This window comes from Mumia flava (genome assembly GCF_002797495.1).
In the GTDB taxonomy this organism is placed as follows: domain Bacteria; phylum Actinomycetota; class Actinomycetes; order Propionibacteriales; family Nocardioidaceae; genus Mumia; species Mumia flava.
In genome coordinates this window covers 156,001-173,709 of sequence record NZ_PGEZ01000002.1, presented here as the reverse complement: position 1 = coordinate 173,709, position 17,709 = coordinate 156,001, and the positions used below count along the sequence as shown (strand labels likewise).

At 73.5% G+C, this 17,709-nt stretch carries 14 protein-coding genes; 11 read left to right on the top strand and 3 right to left on the bottom strand.

Annotation, left to right across the window (positions count from 1 at the left end):
* The first annotated feature begins 2 nt into the window (after positions 1–2).
* The 7 genes from CLV56_RS15000 to CLV56_RS14970 all read left to right on the top strand — a co-directional run bounded on the left by CLV56_RS15000 (position 3) and on the right by CLV56_RS14970 (position 10,067).
* The gene (locus CLV56_RS15000; protein WP_211288159.1) at positions 3–1,490 is read left to right on the top strand and encodes a hypothetical protein; all 1,488 of its coding nucleotides are present in this window, start codon (positions 3–5) and stop codon (positions 1,488–1,490) included.
* Positions 1,487–2,362, top strand: coding sequence for an AAA family ATPase (locus CLV56_RS14995; RefSeq protein ID WP_039362061.1), 876 nt, complete (start codon positions 1,487–1,489; stop codon positions 2,360–2,362). The genes CLV56_RS15000 and CLV56_RS14995 overlap by 4 nt, the downstream gene beginning before the upstream one ends.
* Entirely contained in the window at positions 2,359–3,834 is a 1,476-nt protein-coding gene (locus tag CLV56_RS14990; RefSeq protein WP_245857958.1) for a vWA domain-containing protein, read from the top strand. The genes CLV56_RS14995 and CLV56_RS14990 overlap by 4 nt, the downstream gene beginning before the upstream one ends.
* An 8-nt stretch (positions 3,835–3,842) precedes the next feature.
* Positions 3,843–4,274, top strand: a complete 432-nt coding sequence (locus tag CLV56_RS14985; protein ID WP_157805182.1) for an SRPBCC family protein — start codon at positions 3,843–3,845, stop codon at positions 4,272–4,274.
* 58 nt (positions 4,275–4,332) lie between these two features.
* The gene (locus CLV56_RS14980; protein WP_039362057.1) at positions 4,333–7,941 is read left to right on the top strand and encodes a TM0106 family RecB-like putative nuclease; all 3,609 of its coding nucleotides are present in this window, start codon (positions 4,333–4,335) and stop codon (positions 7,939–7,941) included.
* Between the two features lie 4 nt (positions 7,942–7,945).
* Positions 7,946–9,160 carry a dipeptidase gene (locus CLV56_RS14975; RefSeq protein ID WP_245857957.1) on the top strand — a complete coding sequence of 405 codons (1,215 nt, stop codon included), beginning with the start codon at positions 7,946–7,948 and terminating at the stop codon, positions 9,158–9,160.
* A 121-nt stretch (positions 9,161–9,281) separates the two neighbouring features.
* Positions 9,282–10,067, top strand: a complete 786-nt coding sequence (locus CLV56_RS14970; protein WP_100415213.1) for a sortase domain-containing protein — start codon at positions 9,282–9,284, stop codon at positions 10,065–10,067.
* Positions 10,068–10,095: 28 nt separating this feature from the next.
* On the opposite strand, the gene CLV56_RS14965 is transcribed toward CLV56_RS14970, so the two are convergent.
* The gene (locus CLV56_RS14965) at positions 10,096–10,668 is read right to left on the bottom strand and encodes a COG4315 family predicted lipoprotein (protein ID WP_039362054.1); all 573 of its coding nucleotides are present in this window, start codon (positions 10,666–10,668) and stop codon (positions 10,096–10,098) included.
* 91 nt (positions 10,669–10,759) lie between these two features.
* Between CLV56_RS14965 and CLV56_RS14960 the strand changes: the two genes are divergently transcribed.
* Together CLV56_RS14960 and CLV56_RS14955 are read left to right on the top strand one after the other, a co-directional pair.
* Positions 10,760–11,683, top strand: a complete 924-nt coding sequence (locus tag CLV56_RS14960) for an NAD(P)H-binding protein (RefSeq protein WP_039362051.1) — start codon at positions 10,760–10,762, stop codon at positions 11,681–11,683.
* Positions 11,680–12,417 (top strand): CPBP family intramembrane glutamic endopeptidase, encoded by a 738-nt coding sequence (locus tag CLV56_RS14955; protein ID WP_039362049.1) that lies wholly within the window; start codon positions 11,680–11,682, stop codon positions 12,415–12,417. Before CLV56_RS14960 ends, CLV56_RS14955 begins: the two co-directional genes overlap by 4 nt.
* Here the strand turns inward: CLV56_RS14955 and glgP are convergent.
* On the bottom strand, positions 12,398–14,980 hold the full coding sequence (gene glgP, locus CLV56_RS14950) for an alpha-glucan family phosphorylase (protein WP_039362046.1): 2,583 nt from the start codon (positions 14,978–14,980) through the stop codon (positions 12,398–12,400). The two genes, CLV56_RS14955 and glgP, sit on opposite strands and share 20 nt — an antisense overlap.
* A 173-nt stretch (positions 14,981–15,153) precedes the next feature.
* On the opposite strand from glgP, the gene CLV56_RS14945 reads away from it, so the two are divergent.
* Together CLV56_RS14945 and CLV56_RS14940 are read left to right on the top strand one after the other, a co-directional pair.
* Positions 15,154–15,921, top strand: a complete 768-nt coding sequence (locus CLV56_RS14945) for a GH12 family glycosyl hydrolase domain-containing protein (protein ID WP_039362043.1) — start codon at positions 15,154–15,156, stop codon at positions 15,919–15,921.
* A 23-nt stretch (positions 15,922–15,944) separates the two neighbouring features.
* On the top strand, positions 15,945–16,586 hold the full coding sequence (locus CLV56_RS14940; RefSeq protein ID WP_039362041.1) for a GyrI-like domain-containing protein: 642 nt from the start codon (positions 15,945–15,947) through the stop codon (positions 16,584–16,586).
* Positions 16,587–16,595: 9 nt separating this feature from the next.
* On the opposite strand, the gene CLV56_RS14935 is transcribed toward CLV56_RS14940, so the two are convergent.
* The gene (locus CLV56_RS14935) at positions 16,596–17,693 is read right to left on the bottom strand and encodes an aromatic acid exporter family protein (protein ID WP_100415212.1); all 1,098 of its coding nucleotides are present in this window, start codon (positions 17,691–17,693) and stop codon (positions 16,596–16,598) included.
* Between the last annotated feature and the right edge of the window lie 16 nt (positions 17,694–17,709).

Sequence of the window (17,709 nt, the reverse complement as noted above, 5' to 3'; positions counted from 1 at the left end):
GCGTGGACGCCCCCGACGCCCAGCCCGAGGACCCGATGAACGCCTCCGCGACGACCGAGACCGAGGTGACGTTCCCCGAGGTCGACGGCCGACGCGGCTCGACTCCGGTGACGCGCTCGGTGCTGGCCGACGCCGTCGCGGTCGTCGATCCGGCGCTGGCCGCCGAGATCACGCGCTGCTCGTCGTGGCGCAAGGACTACGTGGACCTCGTGCACCGGGCGACGGCGGCCTCCGCCGGGCCGGCCGGCCACGCGGTCGCGATCGCGCGCGCCGGCCTGGAGTCGATGCGTTCGCAGATGGTGCTGGCCGGGCCGCAGGGCGACGTCCCGATCGCCGACGCCGGGCTGGGATCCCCTCCGGTCCTGCACACCGAGACCGTCGACGGCGCCGCCCGCGCGGTGCCCGAGCTGCGCGTCCCCTACCGCGGCCGCGAGCTGGCCGGCGACACGCTGCTCGTGCAGGTCGACCGGTGGGTCGACAGCGGCCTGGCGGAGCCCGGGTTCCGTGACGCCATCGAAGCCGTGGTCGAGCACCCGGAGTGGCTGGCGGTGCCGGGCCGACGCCTGGCTCTGCTCGGCGCCGGCGCAGAGATGAGTCCCCTCGGCCCGCTGACCGCGTGGGGTGCCGACGTGCTGGCGGTCGACGTCCCCGTGCCGGCGGTCTCCGAGCGGTTGCACCGGCTGGCCCGGGAGGGTGCCGGCACCACCCGCTACCCGCTCGCACCGAACGGTGTGGCCGGCGCCGACCTGGTCCGCCATACCGCCGCACTGCTGGAGTGGCTGCGGCGCTCGTCCGAGGGTCTGCCGACGGTCCTGGGGATGTACGCCTACGCGGACGGAGGTGCCCACGTCCAGGTCACTGCGGCCTTCGACCTGATCGCCACCGCGCTGCTCGACGACGACCCCGCCACCGCGCTGGCCTACCTCGCGACACCGACCGACGCATTCCTCGTCGGAACGGACGTGGTGGCCCACAGCCGCCGCGCGTGGGCGTCGCGCGGCCTCGTCCGTCACCTGCAGGCGCCGTTGCGCGCGGCGAGCCGGGGCGCGCTGTTCGCTCCGCACTATCCCGAGGACGCCGACGCGGTCGCGGACGTGCTCGTCCCGCAGCAGGGTCCGAGCTACGCGATGGCCAAGCGGCTCCAGCGCTGGCGTGGTGTCGCGTCGGAGGCTCAGGGACGGCGGGTCTCGTTCAACGTCGCGCCCGCGACGCTGACCCGCTCGGTCACGAAGAACCGCCTCCTCGCGGCCGCGTACGCCGGGGCGCCGCGCTTCGGGGTGGAGATCTTCGCACCGGACACCTCCCGGACGCTCATGGCCGCCCTGCTCGTCCACGACCTGCACCGGGACGCGGTCACCCGCGCGCACCCCGAGGAGCTGTTCAGCGACACCGCCGCGCACGGCGGACTGTGGCGGGTCGGCTACGAGCCTCGGTCGGTGCTGGGGATCGCGGCAGTCGGCGGAATGCCGTCGGCCATACTGGGGCGATGAGCGAGCGCTTCAGTTCGGTCGACGACGTCACCGCCCGCCTCTCGGAGGTCGGGTATCTCGCGTCGCCGTCGGTCGCCACCACCGTCTACCTCGCCGACCGGCTGGACAAGCCGCTGCTCGTCGAGGGCCCCGCCGGCGTGGGCAAGACCGAGCTCGCACGCGCCGTCGCCGCGGTCACGCGCACCGAGCTCGTCCGGCTCCAGTGCTACGAAGGCGTGGACGAGGCGCGTGCGCTGTACGAGTGGAACCACGCGAAGCAGCTGCTGCGGATCACGGCGGGCCGCGGCGAGACCTGGGACGAGACCCGCGACGACATCTTCACCGACGAGTTCCTGCTGGCCCGGCCCCTGCTGCGCGCGATCCGCTCGGACGCGCCGACGACGCTGCTGATCGACGAGGTCGACAAGGCCGACCAGGAGATCGAGGGGCTGCTGCTGGAGGTGCTCAGCGACTACGCGATCACGGTCCCCGAGCTGGGCACGCTGGAGGCGCACCACCCGCCCTTCACCGTGCTCACCTCGAACGCCACGCGCGAGCTCAGCGAGGCGCTGCGGCGGCGGTGCCTGTTCCTGCACATCGACTTCCCCGAGCCCGACCTCGAGGAGCGGATCGTCCGGACCCGCGTCCCGGGGCTCGACGAGGAGGCCGCACGGTCCCTCGTCCGGGTGGTGAACGCGCTGCGCCGCATCGACCTGCGCAAGGCCCCGGCGGTCTCGGAGTCCATCGACTGGGCCCGTACGCTCCTCGCCCTCGGTGCGGACACGCTGGACGAGCACGTGGTCGAGGAGACCCTCGGGGTGCTCCTCAAGCACACCGACGACGTCGCGCGGGCACGCACCCACCTCGAGCTGAGCGGGGCCGAGCGGTCGTGAGCCCGCGCGAGCCGGCCGAGGACGCGGTCGCGCCGACGGTGGCGACGCCCACCGCCCGGGTCGTCGCGATGGTCGAGGCGCTGCGCGGGCACGGGCTCGTCGTCGGCACGAGCGAGACCGTCGACGCGGCACGGGCCGGTGAGGTGCTCGGGCTCGCGGACCGCGCTCTGCTCCGCGAGGGGCTCGCGGCCGCCCTGCTGCGACGGTCCGGCCAGCGTCGGGTCTTCGACTCCGTCTTCGACGTGTACTTCCCGCTCGGAGTCGGGGCGCGCGAGGCCGTCCGTACCTCCTCCGACGTCGGCCGCTCCGGCGACCGTCGAGCGGACGACGGGGACCGGAGACCGTCCGGTGACGGAGACTCACCGCAGGACGTCGTGCGTCGGCTCCGTGAGGCGTTGGTCGAGGCGCTCGCGAGCGGGAGCCGCGGCGCGATGGACGCGGTCGCGGCGGCAGCCGTGGACGGCCTGGGGGCCGTGCCCGGCAGCGGCCCGGGCGGCACCGCTCCCGGCTACTCCGCTCGCCAGACCCTGGAGATGCTCCGACCGCAGACCACGATCGCGGCCGCGCAGGCCGCGCGGGCGAGCAGCCCGGGCTTCCTCGCCCGGCTCGACCGCGAGGAGGTCCGGCGCGACGTGGAGGCGTTCCGTGCGCTGGTCCAGACCGAGGCGAACCGCCGCACGGCCGAGGGCCGTGGCCGCGAGCGCGTCGCACGCTACGCGGTGCGGCCGGACGCGGAGGCGGTCGAGTTCCTCTCGGCTGACCGCGCGCAGCTGCTGGAGATGCGCAGGCGGGTGCAGCCGCTCGCGCGCCGGCTCGCGACCCGTCTCTCCGCCCGACGCCGCCACGCGAACCGCGGCCAGATCGACGTCCGTCGCACCTTGAGGCGCTCGCTGACGACCGGGGGAGTTCCGCTGCGCCCCGCCTTCGAGCACCGGCACAAGGCGCGGCCGGAGCTGGTCCTGCTCTGCGACGTGTCGGGATCGGTGGCCGGATTCGCCGGCTTCACGATGCTGCTGGTCCAGGCGCTGCGCGACCAGTTCAGCAAGGTCCGGGTCTTCGCGTTCGTGAACCACACCGACGAGGTGACCGAGCTGATCACCGCCGGGGGGACGGATCCGGCCGCCCTCGCCGCGCGGATCCTGGCCCACGCGAACGTCGCGCCGTGGCACCCGTCGTCGGACTACGGGCGTGCGTTCGCGTCCTTCGTGTCGTCGTACGCGTCGGTGATCGGCCCCCGGACGAGCGTGATCGTGCTCGGGGACGCCCGGAACAACTACGGCGATCCCGGCCTGCCGGCGCTGGGGACGATCGCCGCCCGCGCGCGGCGGTCGTTCTGGCTGAACCCGGAGCACGCGAGCCGGTGGGGGCTCGGCGACTCGGCGGCACCGGAGTACGCCCGCGTGGTCGAGATGCACGAGTGCCGGACGATCGAGCAGCTGTCGGGGCTCGTGGGCCGGCTCCTGCCGGTGTGAGGAGCACGGTGCACGCGCAGGCACGGGCCGAGACGCCGGCCGCCGCGGAGGCGGTCTGGGCGGTCGTCGCGGCGCCGACGACGTGGCCGGAGCGCACCGACACGGTCGACGTGCTCGTCGCGCGCGACGAGGACAGGCCGACGGTCGGTGCTCGCTACCGCCTGCGCCGACCGAGCACCCGCGCGATGACCTGGACCGTCACCGCGCTCGACCCAGGTCGGCTGCTCAGGTGGGAGGCCCGCGTCCTCGGTGCGCGGACGGTCGTCGAGTACGTCGTGGCGGCCGACGGGAGCGGCTCGGTGCTCACGGCCACGTACACCCAGGACGGACCGCTCGCCGCAGCACTGGGGGCGCTCGGCGGCCATCACCAGGCGCTGGTGCTGGAGCGCGAGGTGTCGGCCCTGGCCGCGTCGGCCGCCGCGGGGCCGCCACCGGGCTAGTGTCGGTGGCATGCCCTAACGTCGTCGGCGTGCCGGTCGTCGGCGGGAGGAGCGGGTCGTGTTCGTGCTCGAGGGTCGTGTCTGCTGGAGCGCCTCGGACCTGACCGCGGCGGCCGAGTGCGAGTACGCCGTGCTCCGGCGCCTCGACGTGCTCCGCGGACGATCCGAGCGGTTGGACGTGCCCGACGACCCGATGCTCACGCACGTCGCGTGGCTGGGCGACGAGCACGAGCGCCGAGAGCTGGAGCGCCTGAGCGTGCTGCACGGCGATCGGCTGCGGCGCGTCGAGCGGGTCGGCACCGGTGACCCGGACGCGCTGCGAGCCTTGCACGAACACACCCTCGAGGTGCTCGCGTCGGACGCGGACGTGATCTGCCAGGCCGGGTTCTTCGACGGCGAGTTCCACGGCTACGCCGACTTCCTCGAGCGGACCGACCAGGGCTGGGCGGTCTGCGACGCCAAGCTGGCCCGGCAGGTGCGGACGAAGGCGCTGCTCCAGCTCGCTGCGTACGCCGACCAGCTGGCGCAGGCCGGACTGAAGGTCGCACCGGAGGCGACGCTGCTCCTGGGCGACGGCCGTCGCGAGTCGTTCGCCGCCGCCGAGCTGATGCCGGTCTTCGTCGAGCGGCGCGACCGGCTCCGGACGATCCTGAGCCGCCACGACGCGGAGGGGGGCGTCGTCGACGTCGACGACCCGCGGTTCGTCGCCTGCGGCCGCTGTGACGCGTGCGCTGCGGCCCTGTCCGCGCGCGACGACCTGCTCGGCGTCGCCGGGCTGCGGGTCGACCAGCGGCGGCGGCTGCGTGATGCCGACATCCTGACGATCGCCGACCTCGCGGGGGCCTCCTCGGCGCCGGCCGGCATGCCCGCACGGACCTTCGAGTCGCTGCGGGCGCAGGCTCGGCTCCAGGCGGCCCAGGCCGACGCCGGCCCCGGACCCGACGGTCGTCCCCAGGTCCGCTACGAGCTGGTCGGCACGGACCACCTCGTGACCCTGCCGTCGCCGTCGCCGGGCGACCTGTTCTTCGACTTCGAGGGCGACCCCCTCTACGTCGAGTCGGATCTCACGGAGTGGGGTCTCGAGTACCTCTGGGGTTCGATGGAGGCGCCTGCGCCGGGGGCTCGGCACGGTCGTTTCACCCCGACGTGGGCGCACTCCCGCGCCGAGGAGCGGCAGGCGTTCGAGCAGTTCGTGGACGACCTCGTGCAGCGGCGGCGTGCGCACCCGGGTCTGCACGTCTACCACTACGCGCCGTACGAGACGGCGGCTCTGAAGCGCATGGCGGCCCGTTTCGGGAGCCGCGAGGCCGAGCTCGACTCCCTGCTGCGCGACGGCGTCTTCGTCGACCTCTACCAGGTGGTGCGGGGGTCGGTGCGGGTGTCCCAGCCGTCCTACTCGATCAAGAAGCTCGAGCCCTTGTACATGCACGCCGACGAGCTCCGTGAGAGCGACGTGACGGCCGGAGACCAGTCGATCGTCGAGTACCACCGGTTCCGGGCGCTCCGCGACGCCGGACGGCACGCGGAGGCCGATCGCGCGCTGCGCGAGCTCGCCGACTACAACCGGTACGACTGTCTGTCGACGCTGCGGCTGCGCGACTGGCTGCTCGGGCGTGCCGCGGAGGCGGGGGTCGTCGTGGGCAGCACCGGAGCGAGGGGAGCCGCGGGGACCGACGGCGTCGTCGGGAGCGAGTCGCCCGAGCACGACGCGGACGCGGACCCGGACCAGCCGCTCCTGGAGGCCCTGGCGGCGCGCTCGGGCCCGCCCGACCGGACCAGGCGCACGGCGGACGAGCAGACGTGGGCGATGCTCGCAGCAGCGGTGGGCTACTACCGCCGTGAGGCGCTTCCGTTCTGGTGGTCGCACTTCGACCGGCTGCGCGCGCCGCTGGACGAGTGGGCCGGGACCCGCGACGTCTTCGTGGTCGACGACGGCGTCGTCGAGGAGCCGTGGGCCACGGTCGGCCGGCAGCGGACGCCGAGGCGGACCGTCCGGCTCCGCGGCGCGTGGGGTCCCGGCAGCACCGTCGCCGACACGTCGGAGGCCTACCTGCTGTACGACGAGCCGGCGCCGGAGGGCACGCACCGTTCGACCGACGGGATCCGTGCCTGGAGCAGCGGCCTCGACCGCCTCACGGTCGGTGCGGAGCAGGATCCCGCCCTCGCGCAGCAGGGCGGTGCGACGCCGCCGGACACGGTCCGGGTGGTCGAGCGTGCGGCGTCGGCCGCGGCGCCCGCGGACGTGCTGCCGGCAGCGCTCACGCCTGCCCCGCCGCCCCGAGCCGAGAGCATCGACCGTGCCATCCGCGCGAGTGCGTCGGCGGCGGTGGAGGCCGGCGCCATCGGTGCCGGTCCGGCGCTCGACCTGCTCTCACGGCGGCCTCCGCGGCTCAGCGGGTCCGGCGCGTTGCCCGCCACCGGTGACACGGTCGCCGACCTCGTGTCCGCGCTGCGCAGGCTCGACCACTCCTACCTCCCGGTCCAGGGCCCGCCCGGGACGGGCAAGACCTATACCGCCGCGCGCGTGATCAAGCGCCTGGTCGAGGAGGACGGGTGGCAGGTGGGCGTGGTGGCCCAGTCCCACGCCGCGATCGACAACGTCCTGGCCGCGCTCTGCTCGGCCGGGCTCGATCCGCAGCTGATCGGCAAGGCCGAGCAGCGCCCCGGGCCCGATCGCCCCGGGCCCGATCGCCCCGGGCCCGAGGAGCGGCCGTGGCGCACCCTTCCCACCACGGGCGGCGCGGTGGCCGACTTCCTCGCCGAGCACGACGGCGCGGTCCTCGGCGCGACCGCCTGGACCTTGACGAACGAGACCCGTGTCGCGCGCGCGTGCCTCGATCTCGTCGTCGTGGAGGAGGCCGGCCAGTTCGCTCTCGCCCCGACGATCGGCGTCGCGGTCGCCACGACCCGCCTGCTCCTGATCGGGGACCCACGCCAGCTCCCACAGGTCAGCCAGGGGACCCACGCCGAGCCGGTGGACTCCTCGGCGTTGTCCTGGGTGATGGACGGTGCCGCCACGCTGCCGGAGCACCTCGGCTATCTGCTGTCCACGTCCTACCGCCTGCATCCGCGGGTCTGCGACGGCATCTCGGAGCTCGCGTACGCCGGCCGCCTCCACGCCGCCGAGCAGACCCTTGCCCGGCGGCTCGACGGCGTCGAGCCCGGCATCGTCACGGTGCAGGTTCCCCACTCCGGCAACCGGGTCGCGTCGCTGGAGGAGGCGGCGGCGATCGTCGCTCAGGTCGAGCGCCTGCTCGGCCGGGAGTGGGTCGCGGGACCTGAGGACGATCCCCGTCCGCTGGACACGGGCGACGTGCTCGTGGTCGCCCCGTACAACGCCCAGGTCAACCTCCTCCGCAGGACGTTGGCCGCCGCAGGGCTGGGGTCGGTGCGCGTCGGCACGGTCGACCGGTTCCAGGGCCTGGAGGCAGCCGTGGTGATCGTGTCGATGACGGCGTCCACCGCAGGCGACGTCCCGCGGGGAGCGGCGTTCCTGATGGACCGCCACCGGATCAACGTCGCAATCTCCCGTGCGCAGTGGCGTGCCGTCGTCGTCCGGTCGCCGAACCTCACGGCCTACCTCCCGGCCTCCCCGGAGGCGATGCTCGATCTGGGCGCCTTCCTCAGATTGACGCAGGCTACTGTTGGGCGGTCGACCAGGAGGTAGTTCGTTGTCGTCCACGCCCGCCCCGCCCCGCTCGCGCCGCTCGCGTCGCATCCTGAGGCGCGCCGCCCTCGTGATCCTCGGGCTTCTCGTCGTCGCGACCATCGCGTTCTTCGCGCTCGCCCCCGGCATCGTGGAGCGCAGCATGAACGAGGTCACCCCGGGGCCTGTCCCCGAGGTGAGCGACGAGACGCAGGCGCTGCACGACTCGCTGTCGGTCGTGGACATGCACTCCGACACGCTGCTGTGGGACCGCGACCTGCTCGACCGCTCCGACCGTGGGCACGTCGACCTTCCCCGGCTCAACGACGGCAACGTCGCCCTCCAGGTGTTCTCGTCGGTGACGAAGTCCCCGAAGGACCAGAACTACGACTCCAACAGCGCCGACACCGACAACATCACCCTTCTCACGGTCGTCCAGCTGCAGCCGCCGCGGACGTGGACGTCGCTGCTGGAGCGTGCCCTGTACCACGCCGACAAGCTCGACGACGCGGCCGAGCGGTCGGAGGGGCGGCTGCGCGTGGTCCGCTCGGCCACGGACCTGACCGAGCTGCTGGACGCCCGCGCCTCCGGGGACGACGTCACGGGCGGGATGCTGGCGCTCGAGGGCCTCCAGCCGCTCGAGGGCGACCTCGGCAACCTGGAGACGCTGTACGAGGCGGGATACCGGATGGCCGGCTTCACGCACTTCTTCGACAACGAGGTCGGCGGGTCCATGCACGGCGAGGACAAGGGCGGCCTGACCGACCTCGGCCGCGACGTGCTCGCGGAGATGGAGCGGCTCGGGATGATCGTCGACGTCGCCCACTCCAGCCACACGGCGGTCGCCGAGATCCTCGCGTCGGCGACGGCGCCGGTGGTCTCGAGCCACGGCGGGGTCCAGGCCACCTGCGACGTGAACCGCAACCTCGGTGACGCCGAGATCCGCGGGATCGCCGCGACCGGCGGCGTGGTCGGGATCGGCTACTGGGACGGCGCGATCTGCGACACGAGCGCCGAGGCCGTCGTCGACGCGATCACGCACGTCCGCGACCTCGTGGGGATCGAGCACGTCGGGCTCGGGAGCGACTTCGACGGTTCGGTGACCACGCGCTGGGACGCGTCGCAGATCGCGGTCGTCACCCAGGAGCTCGCCGACCGCGGCTACACGGAGGCCGAGATCGCCGCGGTGATGGGAGGCAACGTCCTGCGCGTGATGGACGAGGTGCTCGGCCCGCGCTGACGCGGTGCCGGCCCGGCGCTGACGCGGTGCCGGCCCGGCGCTGACGCTGTGCCGGCCCGGCGCTGACGCTGTGCTGACGCGGCTGCTGGGCTGCTCCGCTCGTCCGACCTACAGTCGGAGCATGCTGAAGGTCGGCAGAGGCGCCGTCGCAGCAGCCGCGCTGGTGCTCGCACTCTCCGGCTGCGCCGGTCTGACGCGCGCCGAGACCGAGTCGGTTGCTCCCCGCGAGGCCGGGACCGGCTCGCCGCACGCCGGCTCCGAGCCGCCGGCTCCTCGGAGGACGCCGGCCACCGGCGCTCCGCCGGCCGTGGGTTCCACCCCGCAGCCCAGCGAGGAGCCCGAGGAGGGGGCCGCGACCGAGCCGGTGGCGACCGAGCCGGTGGCGGTGCGGCGACCGCCGCGCGACGCGCGCGTCTCGATCCCTGCCATCGGCGTCAGCGGGCTGGCGGTGATCGCCTACCGCGGTCGGACCGACGACGCCGCCGGGACGCGGATCCAGGACGGCGGCGACGCCGCGAGCCCGCACGGTCCGCGCGGCGGAGCCGGGCCCGGTGGCCTGGGGAACTACCAGGTGACCGCCCACCGCCTGTCGTCCAGCCAGGCGTTCCTCGATCTTCCCGAGCTCCGGCGGGGGGACCGCGTGCACGTCCGCGCCGGCGGCACCCGGTGGACGTACGAGATCGTGCGGACGCGGTCGACGTCGTTCCGTTCACCGGCGTCCCTGGCCGCGCAGCGTGCAGCCGTGCCCGGCAGGCCCGGCGCCGAGCCGCGGCGCGCTTTCATCACGCTGTCGACCTGCGCGACCCCGGAGGACCGAGCGGCGGGCAACCTGTGGTCGGACCGGTTCGGCAACCCTGAGCACCGGATCGACAAGATCGGGGTGCTGGTGGCGACCCGCTCGCGCTGACTCGGCCCGTCGGGCGGGCGTCTCGGGGTCAGGGGGCCGGATCGCCGTCCGGCTGCACCACCCACCACAGGCCGCCGTGCGTCGCGACGTTGTGGCACAGGACCTCGCCGGGCCCCTCATCGACGTAGTAGTACAGCGGGTGGCCGCCGTAGGTGACCTGGATCTGGCCGCCGCGTCGCTTCGTGGTGCCGAGCAGCCGAGGCTTCACCTTGCCGGCTGCGACCGGCTCGCCATCGGTGAGGACGGGCGGCCACGCGTCCGCGCAGTCGCCGTAGCAGGTCGGCTTCGAGGTCGGCTCGCGCTCCCACATGTAGATCGCCTGGTCGTTCTCGTCGAACAGCATCGGCCCGAACTCGCTGCCGCCGGTGGTGATCACCGTCCCGGGGTCGGAGTCCGGGGGACGAGCGGTGGCGGGGGAGTCCGGCAGGTCCGGCGAGGACGAGGGCTCGGTCGCCGTCTCGGGCTCGGCCGTGTCCGACGCGGACGTGGCGGCCGACCGCGGCGGCGAGGTCGACGGGTCCGCCGTGTCGCCACCCTCGGACCCGCAGGCGGTCAGGACGAGCGCCGACGCGGCGAGTGTGGCGAGGAGGGCGGACCGCATGCGTCCAACCTCTCACACCGACCCGCCGCGGCGGCCTGCGCGATCGCACGCGGACCCGGATCATCGTGATCAGGACGAAGGAGGAGGCCCGATGCGTGTGCTCGTCACCGGCGCGACCGGTTTCATCGGCCGTCGGCTCGCCCCGGCTCTGGTCGAGCAGGGACACGAGGTCGTCGCGATGACCCGGCACCCGGAGACCTACGCCGGAGCCGGTGAGCCCGTCCACGGCGACGTCGCCGACCCCGCGTCGCTCGCCGGTGCGCTCCAGGGTGTCGAGGCCGCCTACTACCTCGTCCACTCTCTGGGCTCGGACGACTTCGTGCGCCGGGACGCGGAGGCGGCGACCGAGTTCGGGGTCGCAGCGGGCGCCCACAGTCTGCGGCGGATCGTCTACCTCGGCGGTCTCGGGAACGACGACGACGACCTGTCCGACCACCTGCGCAGCCGCCGGCAGGTCGAGGGTCTTCTGGGCTCGGGCGGGGTGCCCGTCACGACGCTGCGCGCGGGAATCGTGATCGGGCACGGCGGGATCTCCTGGGAGATCACCCGCCAGCTGGTCGAGCACCTGCCGGCGATGGTGACCCCGCGCTGGGTGATGACGCGGACCCAGCCGATCGCGGTCCAGGACGTGATCCGCTACCTCGTCGCCGCTCTCACGCTCCCGGAAGGATCGGACCGTGCGTACGAGATCGGCGGCCCGGACGTCCTCGCGTACGCCGACATGATGCGCCGGGTCGCCAGGATCGAGGGCCGGCCGCTCCCGATCGTTCCGGTGCCGCTGCTGAGCCCGGGCCTGTCCTCGCGCTGGCTCGCCCTGGTCACCGACGTGGACACCGCGACCGGACGGTCCCTGGTCGACTCGATGGTCAACGAGGTGGTCGTGCGCGACGACACGGTGCGGACGGTGATCCCGTTCGAGCCGATGGGCTACGACGACGCGGTCCGCCGGGCGCTGGCCGAGCGCGACGCCGACCGGGGCCGTCCCGCCGACGTCGACGGCGGGCCGCCGCGATGACCCTGGGATCGCGCCTGAAGGGCTGGCTCCCGCGCAGCCTCGCGTACGAGGTGCCGGGCCGCGTGCCCGAGTCCGACGACGTGATCCGACGCCGCCGCCGCCGGGTGACCCTGGTCGGGGTGGTGGGCGCCGCCACGCTCGGGACGTCGTTGTCCACCCGTCCCGGATCCCCGCAGTTCTACACGCTCACCCTGACCACGGCGGGGGTGTGGACGGTCGGCGCCCTGCTGTCGGGGCCTCTGCACCAGGGGTGGATCGAGTCCCTCGCCGGGCACCGCCGGCGGCCCGTCGTCGTCCCGGTGCTCACCGGCGCCGCGGCGTTCGGTGGTCTGATGGGCGCCGCCGTGGTCGCCCGCCGGATCCCGGTGCTCGACGCCGCCGTGCGGAGGGTCCTGCGGTTCGCCGACGAGGGCGATGCGGGACTGGTCACGCTGACGACCCTGGCGAACGGGGTCGCCGAGGAGGTGTTCTTCCGCGGGGCGCTGTACGAGGCGGTCGCGCAGAACCGCCCGGTGCTGTGGTCGACCGTCGCCTACACCGCGGCGACCGCGTCGACCCGCAATCCGGCCCTGACGCTGGCGGGAGCCGCGATGGGCACGCTGTTCGCGCTCCAGCGGCGCGCCACGGGCGGCATCCAAGCCCCCGCGCTCACGCACCTGGCGTGGTCGGTGCTCGTCCTGCGCTACCTGCCGCGGGTGTTCGGAGAGCCCGGCGTCACCGCGCGGGGTAGCTGACCAGGCCCTCGTCGGCGTCGGTGGCGAGGAGCGCATGGTGGGGGAGGACCCGCACGGTGTAGCCGATCGATCCGGCCATCGGGAGCTCCACGTCGACGGTGTAGGTGTGGCGCGCGCCGTCGGAGCCGGTGCGATCCATCGACACGGCCGCCGGGTCGTGCAGCACGTCGTCGGAGTCGGCCCGCCCCACGACGCACTGGACGACGACCTCGGCCGGGTCGAGCCCGTCGAGATCCACCTGGGCGGACACCGTCACCTGCGCACCGAGCACGGGCGTGTCCGGCAGCCCGGACGCATCGACGTTCAGGACCCGCACCGACGGCCACGCGTCGCGCACCTTCGTACGGTGGTCCGCCAGGGCGCGAGCGCCGGCGAAGTCGTCCGCCCGCACCGTCGCTCCGGCCGCCGCGGCGGGAGCGTAGAGCGTCGTGACGTAGTCGTGCACCATCCGCGAGGCCAGCACCTTCGGACCGAGGGTCTCGAGGGTGTGCCGCACCCGCGCCATCCAGGCCTGGGGGACACCGGCGGCGTCGCGGTCGTAGAACGTCGGGACGACGTCGCGCTCGAGGATGTCGTACAGCGCGGACGCCTCGAGATCGTCACGCCGGTCGTCGTCGGCGACGCCGTCGGCCGTGGGGATCGCCCAGCCGTTCACGCCGTCGTACCACTCGTCCCACCAGCCGTCCATGATCGACAGGTTGAGCCCGCCGTTCAGGGCCGACTTCATTCCGGACGTGCCGCAGGCCTCCAGGGGGCGCTGCGGGTTGTTCAGCCAGACGTCGCAGCCGGCGTAGAGCTCGCGCGCCATCGACATGTCGTAGTCCGGCAGGAACACGATCCGGTGCCGGACGTCGGCCTCGTCGGCGAAGTGCACCATCTGCTGGATCAGCTCCTTGCCCCCCTGGTCGTTCGGGTGCGCCTTGCCCGCGACGATCAGCTGGACCGGTCGCTGCTCGTCGAGCAGGATCGCGCGCAGACGCTCGGGATCGCGCAGCATCAGCGTCAGTCGCTTGTACGTCGGGACGCGCCGCGCGAAGCCGATCGTGAGAGCACCGGGGTCGAACGCGTCCTCGACCCACGTCAGCTCGGCCTCGCTGGACCCGCGCTCGAGCCACGACCGGCGGACGCGGGCGCGGACGTCCTCGACGAGCGTGGCGCGCAGGTCGTTGCGGATCTGCCACAGCTCGGCGACGTCGACGTCCTGGATCCGCTCCCAGCCGCGAGCCTCCTCGAGCTGCTCAGGCTCCACGATCCGCTCGGCGAGCTCGAACCACGGTCGGGCCGCCCACGTCGGCGCGTGCACGCCGTTCGTGATCGAGCCGATCGGCACCTCCTCGGCGTCGAAGCCGGGCCACAGCCCGTTGAACATCGCCCGGCTGACGTGGCCGTGCAGCCGGGAGACACCGTTGGAGCGCTCGCCCAGGCGCAGGCCCATGTGCGCCATGTTGAACACGCCGGGGTCGTCCTCCGCGCCGAGCGCCAGGATCCGCTCGAGCGGGATCCCCCCGAGCAGCGTCGAGGCGCCCTCCGGGCCGCCGAAGTAGTGCCGGACCAGGTCGACCGGGAACCGGTCGATGCCGGCGTCGACCGGCGTGTGGGTCGTGAACACCGTGCTGGCGCGGACCGCGGCCAGGGCGGTGTCGAGGTCGACGTCGACCGCCGGGTCGGACAGCAGCTCGCGGACCCGCTCGAGACCGAGGAAGCCGGCGTGTCCCTCGTTCATGTGGAACACGGTCGGATCGCCGGTCCCGAGGATGCGGGTGTAGGCGCGGACGGCTCGGACACCGCCGATCCCCGCGAGGATCTCCTGCCGGATCCGCTGGTCCTGGCCCCCTCCGTACAACCGGTCGGTGACCGCGCGCAGCTCGGCGTCGTTCTGCGGCATGTCCGAGTCGAGCAGCAGCAACGGGACGCGGCCGACCTGCGCGACCCAGACCCGGGCCGTGAGGGTGCGGTCACCCGGCATCGCGACGTCGACGTGGACCGGCCCGTCGTCGTCGGCGAGCAGCCGCAGGGGGAGACCCTGGGGGTCGAGGGCCGGGTAGCGCTCGACCTGCCAGCCCGAGCGGTCCAGGGACTGGCGGAAGTAGCCCGAGCGGTACAGCAGGCCCACGCCGATCAGGGGGACGCCGAGGTCCGAGGCGGCCTTGAGGTGGTCGCCGGCGAGGATCCCGAGGCCGCCCGAGTAGATCGGGAGGACCTCGGTGACGCCGAACTCCATCGAGAAGTAGGCGACCAGATCGGGCAGCGCAGCGCCGGCGTCCTCCTGGTGCTGGAACCACCGGGGCTTGGCGAGGTAGTTGCGGAGGTCGTCGGCCGTCGCGTCCAGCTCGGCACGGAAGTCGCCGTCGTGCTCGAGCTCGGCCAGCCGATCTGCCCCGACCTCGCCGAGCAGACCGACCGGGTCGTGCCCCGTGCGCTCCCACGCCTCGGGGTCGATCCGCGCGAACAGGGCCTGGGTGCGGGCGTCCCAGGACCAGCGCAGATTGGTGGACAGCTCCGCGAGCGCCCCGAGTGCTTCGGGCAACTGCGGACGGACGGTGAACCGACGCCATGCCTTCACGGTTGCGACTGTAGTGCGCGTGCCGGGCCTCGGCAGGCGCCCGTGGGCTGCAGGTCCGAGGGGCTCGCCACAGCGGCATCTTCGACGTACTCTCGCCGGAGTCGATCGTCGTGTCACAACCCCCCGGGTGACCGTCGTCCCTCACGACACCGGGAAGGTAGTTGATCTTTCACATGAAGCGAGTCCTGGCCTGGCTGGCAGCCGTCACGCTGGCAGCCCCCCTACTGGTCGCAGCGACGACGTCGTCCGCGGCCGCGAGCACCTGCGGCGCGAACGCGAAGTGGACCACCACCGATCTCAGCGCGATGTGGTTCCGCGGGAAGTACGTCGTGGCCAACAACGGCTGGAACGCCGGCGGCTACAACGTCCGTCAGAAGATCTTCGTCTGCAGCAAGGGCAACTGGAAGGTCCGCGCGCGGATGGACAACCGGCGCGGTGACGGCGCCGTCAAGACGTACCCGAACGTGCACCGCGACTGGCACAACTGGTCGACCGGCCGCGAGCCCCGGCTCAAGACGTTCACCAGGATCCGGGCGCGTCACCAGCACCGTGCCCCGAAGGCCGGCATCTACAACGCCGCGTACGACGTCTGGCTCAACGGCGTCCCGGGCGAGCACGAGCTGATGATCTGGACCCACAACCGTCGGCAGCGTCCCGCGGGCTCGGTCCGCGCGCGCAACGTGAAGATCGGTGGACGGTCCTGGACGGTCTGGGCGACCAGCCGGCGAGACTCGAGCTACATCGCGTACGTGCCGAAGCGCAACTACAGGAAGGGCACCACGAAGGTCCTCGCGACGATCCGCGACGCCAAGCGGCGGGGACTGCTGTCGCCGCGCGTCACCGTCGGCCAGGTCGGGTACGGTTTCGAGATCGTGTCCACCGGCGGCGTGACCCGGACGTTCAAGATGGACCGGTTCACGATGGCGGTGAAGCGCAGGTAGAGCGACGTCCAGCGAGGGGCCCGATGGCGGACAAGGTCGACTTCAAGCGATCTCTCGACTCCTGTCGGGCCCCCCGCGGACGGTTCGTGGTCCTCGACGTCCCTCCTCAGACGTACCTCGCGATCGACGGCCACGGAGACCCGAACACTCCGGCGTTCGTCGCGGCGGTCGAGGCGCTCTACCCGGTGGCGTACGCCCTGAAGTTCGCGAGCAAGGACGACCTCGGACGCGACTATGTCGTCCCTCCGCTGGAGGGCCTGTGGAGGGCCGACGACCCCGCTGCCTTCACCACGGCGCGGGACAAGTCCCGCTGGGACTGGACGCTGATGATCATGGTTCCCGGCTGGCTCGGTCCGGCCATGGTCGCCGGTGCGGTGGAGCGCGCCCGGACGAAGGGTCCGGCGGCGCGGCTGGACGACGTCCGTCTGGAATCGCTGGACGAGGGGACCTGCGTGCAGACCCTGCACGTCGGGGCGTTCGACGACGAGGGCGCCGTGCTCGCCCGGATGCACGACGAGTTCATCCCCGGTGAGGGTCTCGCGATGACCGGCAAGCACCACGAGATCTACCTCAGCGACTTCCGCAGGGTCTCCGTCGAGAAGCGACGCACGATCCTGCGCCAGCCCGTACGACCGGTGCCCACCCCGCGCGGGCCGGGGGAGTAGCCCGCGGCGTCACGGGGCGGGTTCGTGCCGCCCGAGGGCGGCCCCGGCGCGCCCGAGGGCGAGGACGACCGTCCCGGCGACGAAGGTGTCCGCACCGACCTCGGAGCGGCGGGCCCGCACGGCGCGGTGCAGGGCGTCGGTCGCCTCCTGCAGCCGGTCGAGCGCGCCTGGGTCCGCCGTAGCGTCGTCGGTCGTGCGCAGGGCCGACGCGTAGGCGTCCAAGGCGTCCGCGACCAGCGGGCGCAGCGCCTGCCCGAACGCCAGGTCGTGCCGGTCCCGGCTCTCCCAGCGGACCACCATGCGGGTCAGGTCGTCCACGACCTCGGCCGACGTCTCCAGCGCGTCGGCGCGACCGGTCACCGAGGAGACCCAGCGGGCGTTGCGTCGCGCCCGCGGGTTCGCCCGGGCGGCGTCGCGGCTCCAGTCGACGGCCTGGCGGGCCCGCGCGGCGACCGGACGGATCTCGCGCTCGCGTGCGCGCCACTCGTCCGGGGACGGTGCCTCGTCGGCGCTGAGGCCGTCCCTCAGGTCGTCGAGCTGGTCGACGAGGGTGTCCCGGAGCCGGTCGAGCTCGGCGCTGGTCGGGAGCAGCATGAGCGGCGGCAGCACCGCGTTCACCGCGGTCCCGATCGCGGCTCCGAGAGCGACGAGCGCGGTGTACGAGCCCGCGTACCCGATGGCGTCGGCGCGGCCCAGGATCAGGACGAACAGCGCGGACGTCACCACCCAGGCGCGCGCGTCGGCGAACCACGGCCACCCCGCGGCCAGGATCGCGAGGACGACCACGACGGCGACGCCGACCACGCTCGGCAGACCGGCGACCTCGACGAGCTGCGCGATCGCGGCTCCGACGGCGATCGCGGCGACGGTGCGCACCGAGTCCCGGACGGACGCGACGACGGTGTAGGCCGTCGCGACCACCGCGCCGAGCGGTGCGTAGTAGGCGTAGTCGGACAGCGGTGCGGGGAGGAGGTGCGCGACGAACCAGGCCAGCGCGGCAGCCACGGCCCCCTTGATCGCCATCGACAGGCGTGGATGCATCCCCCAGAACCGCTCCAGGGCCCGCAGCGGCCGTCGAGCGCCGTTCGGGGCCTCGGTCGTGCTCATCCGGCGACCCTAGCGG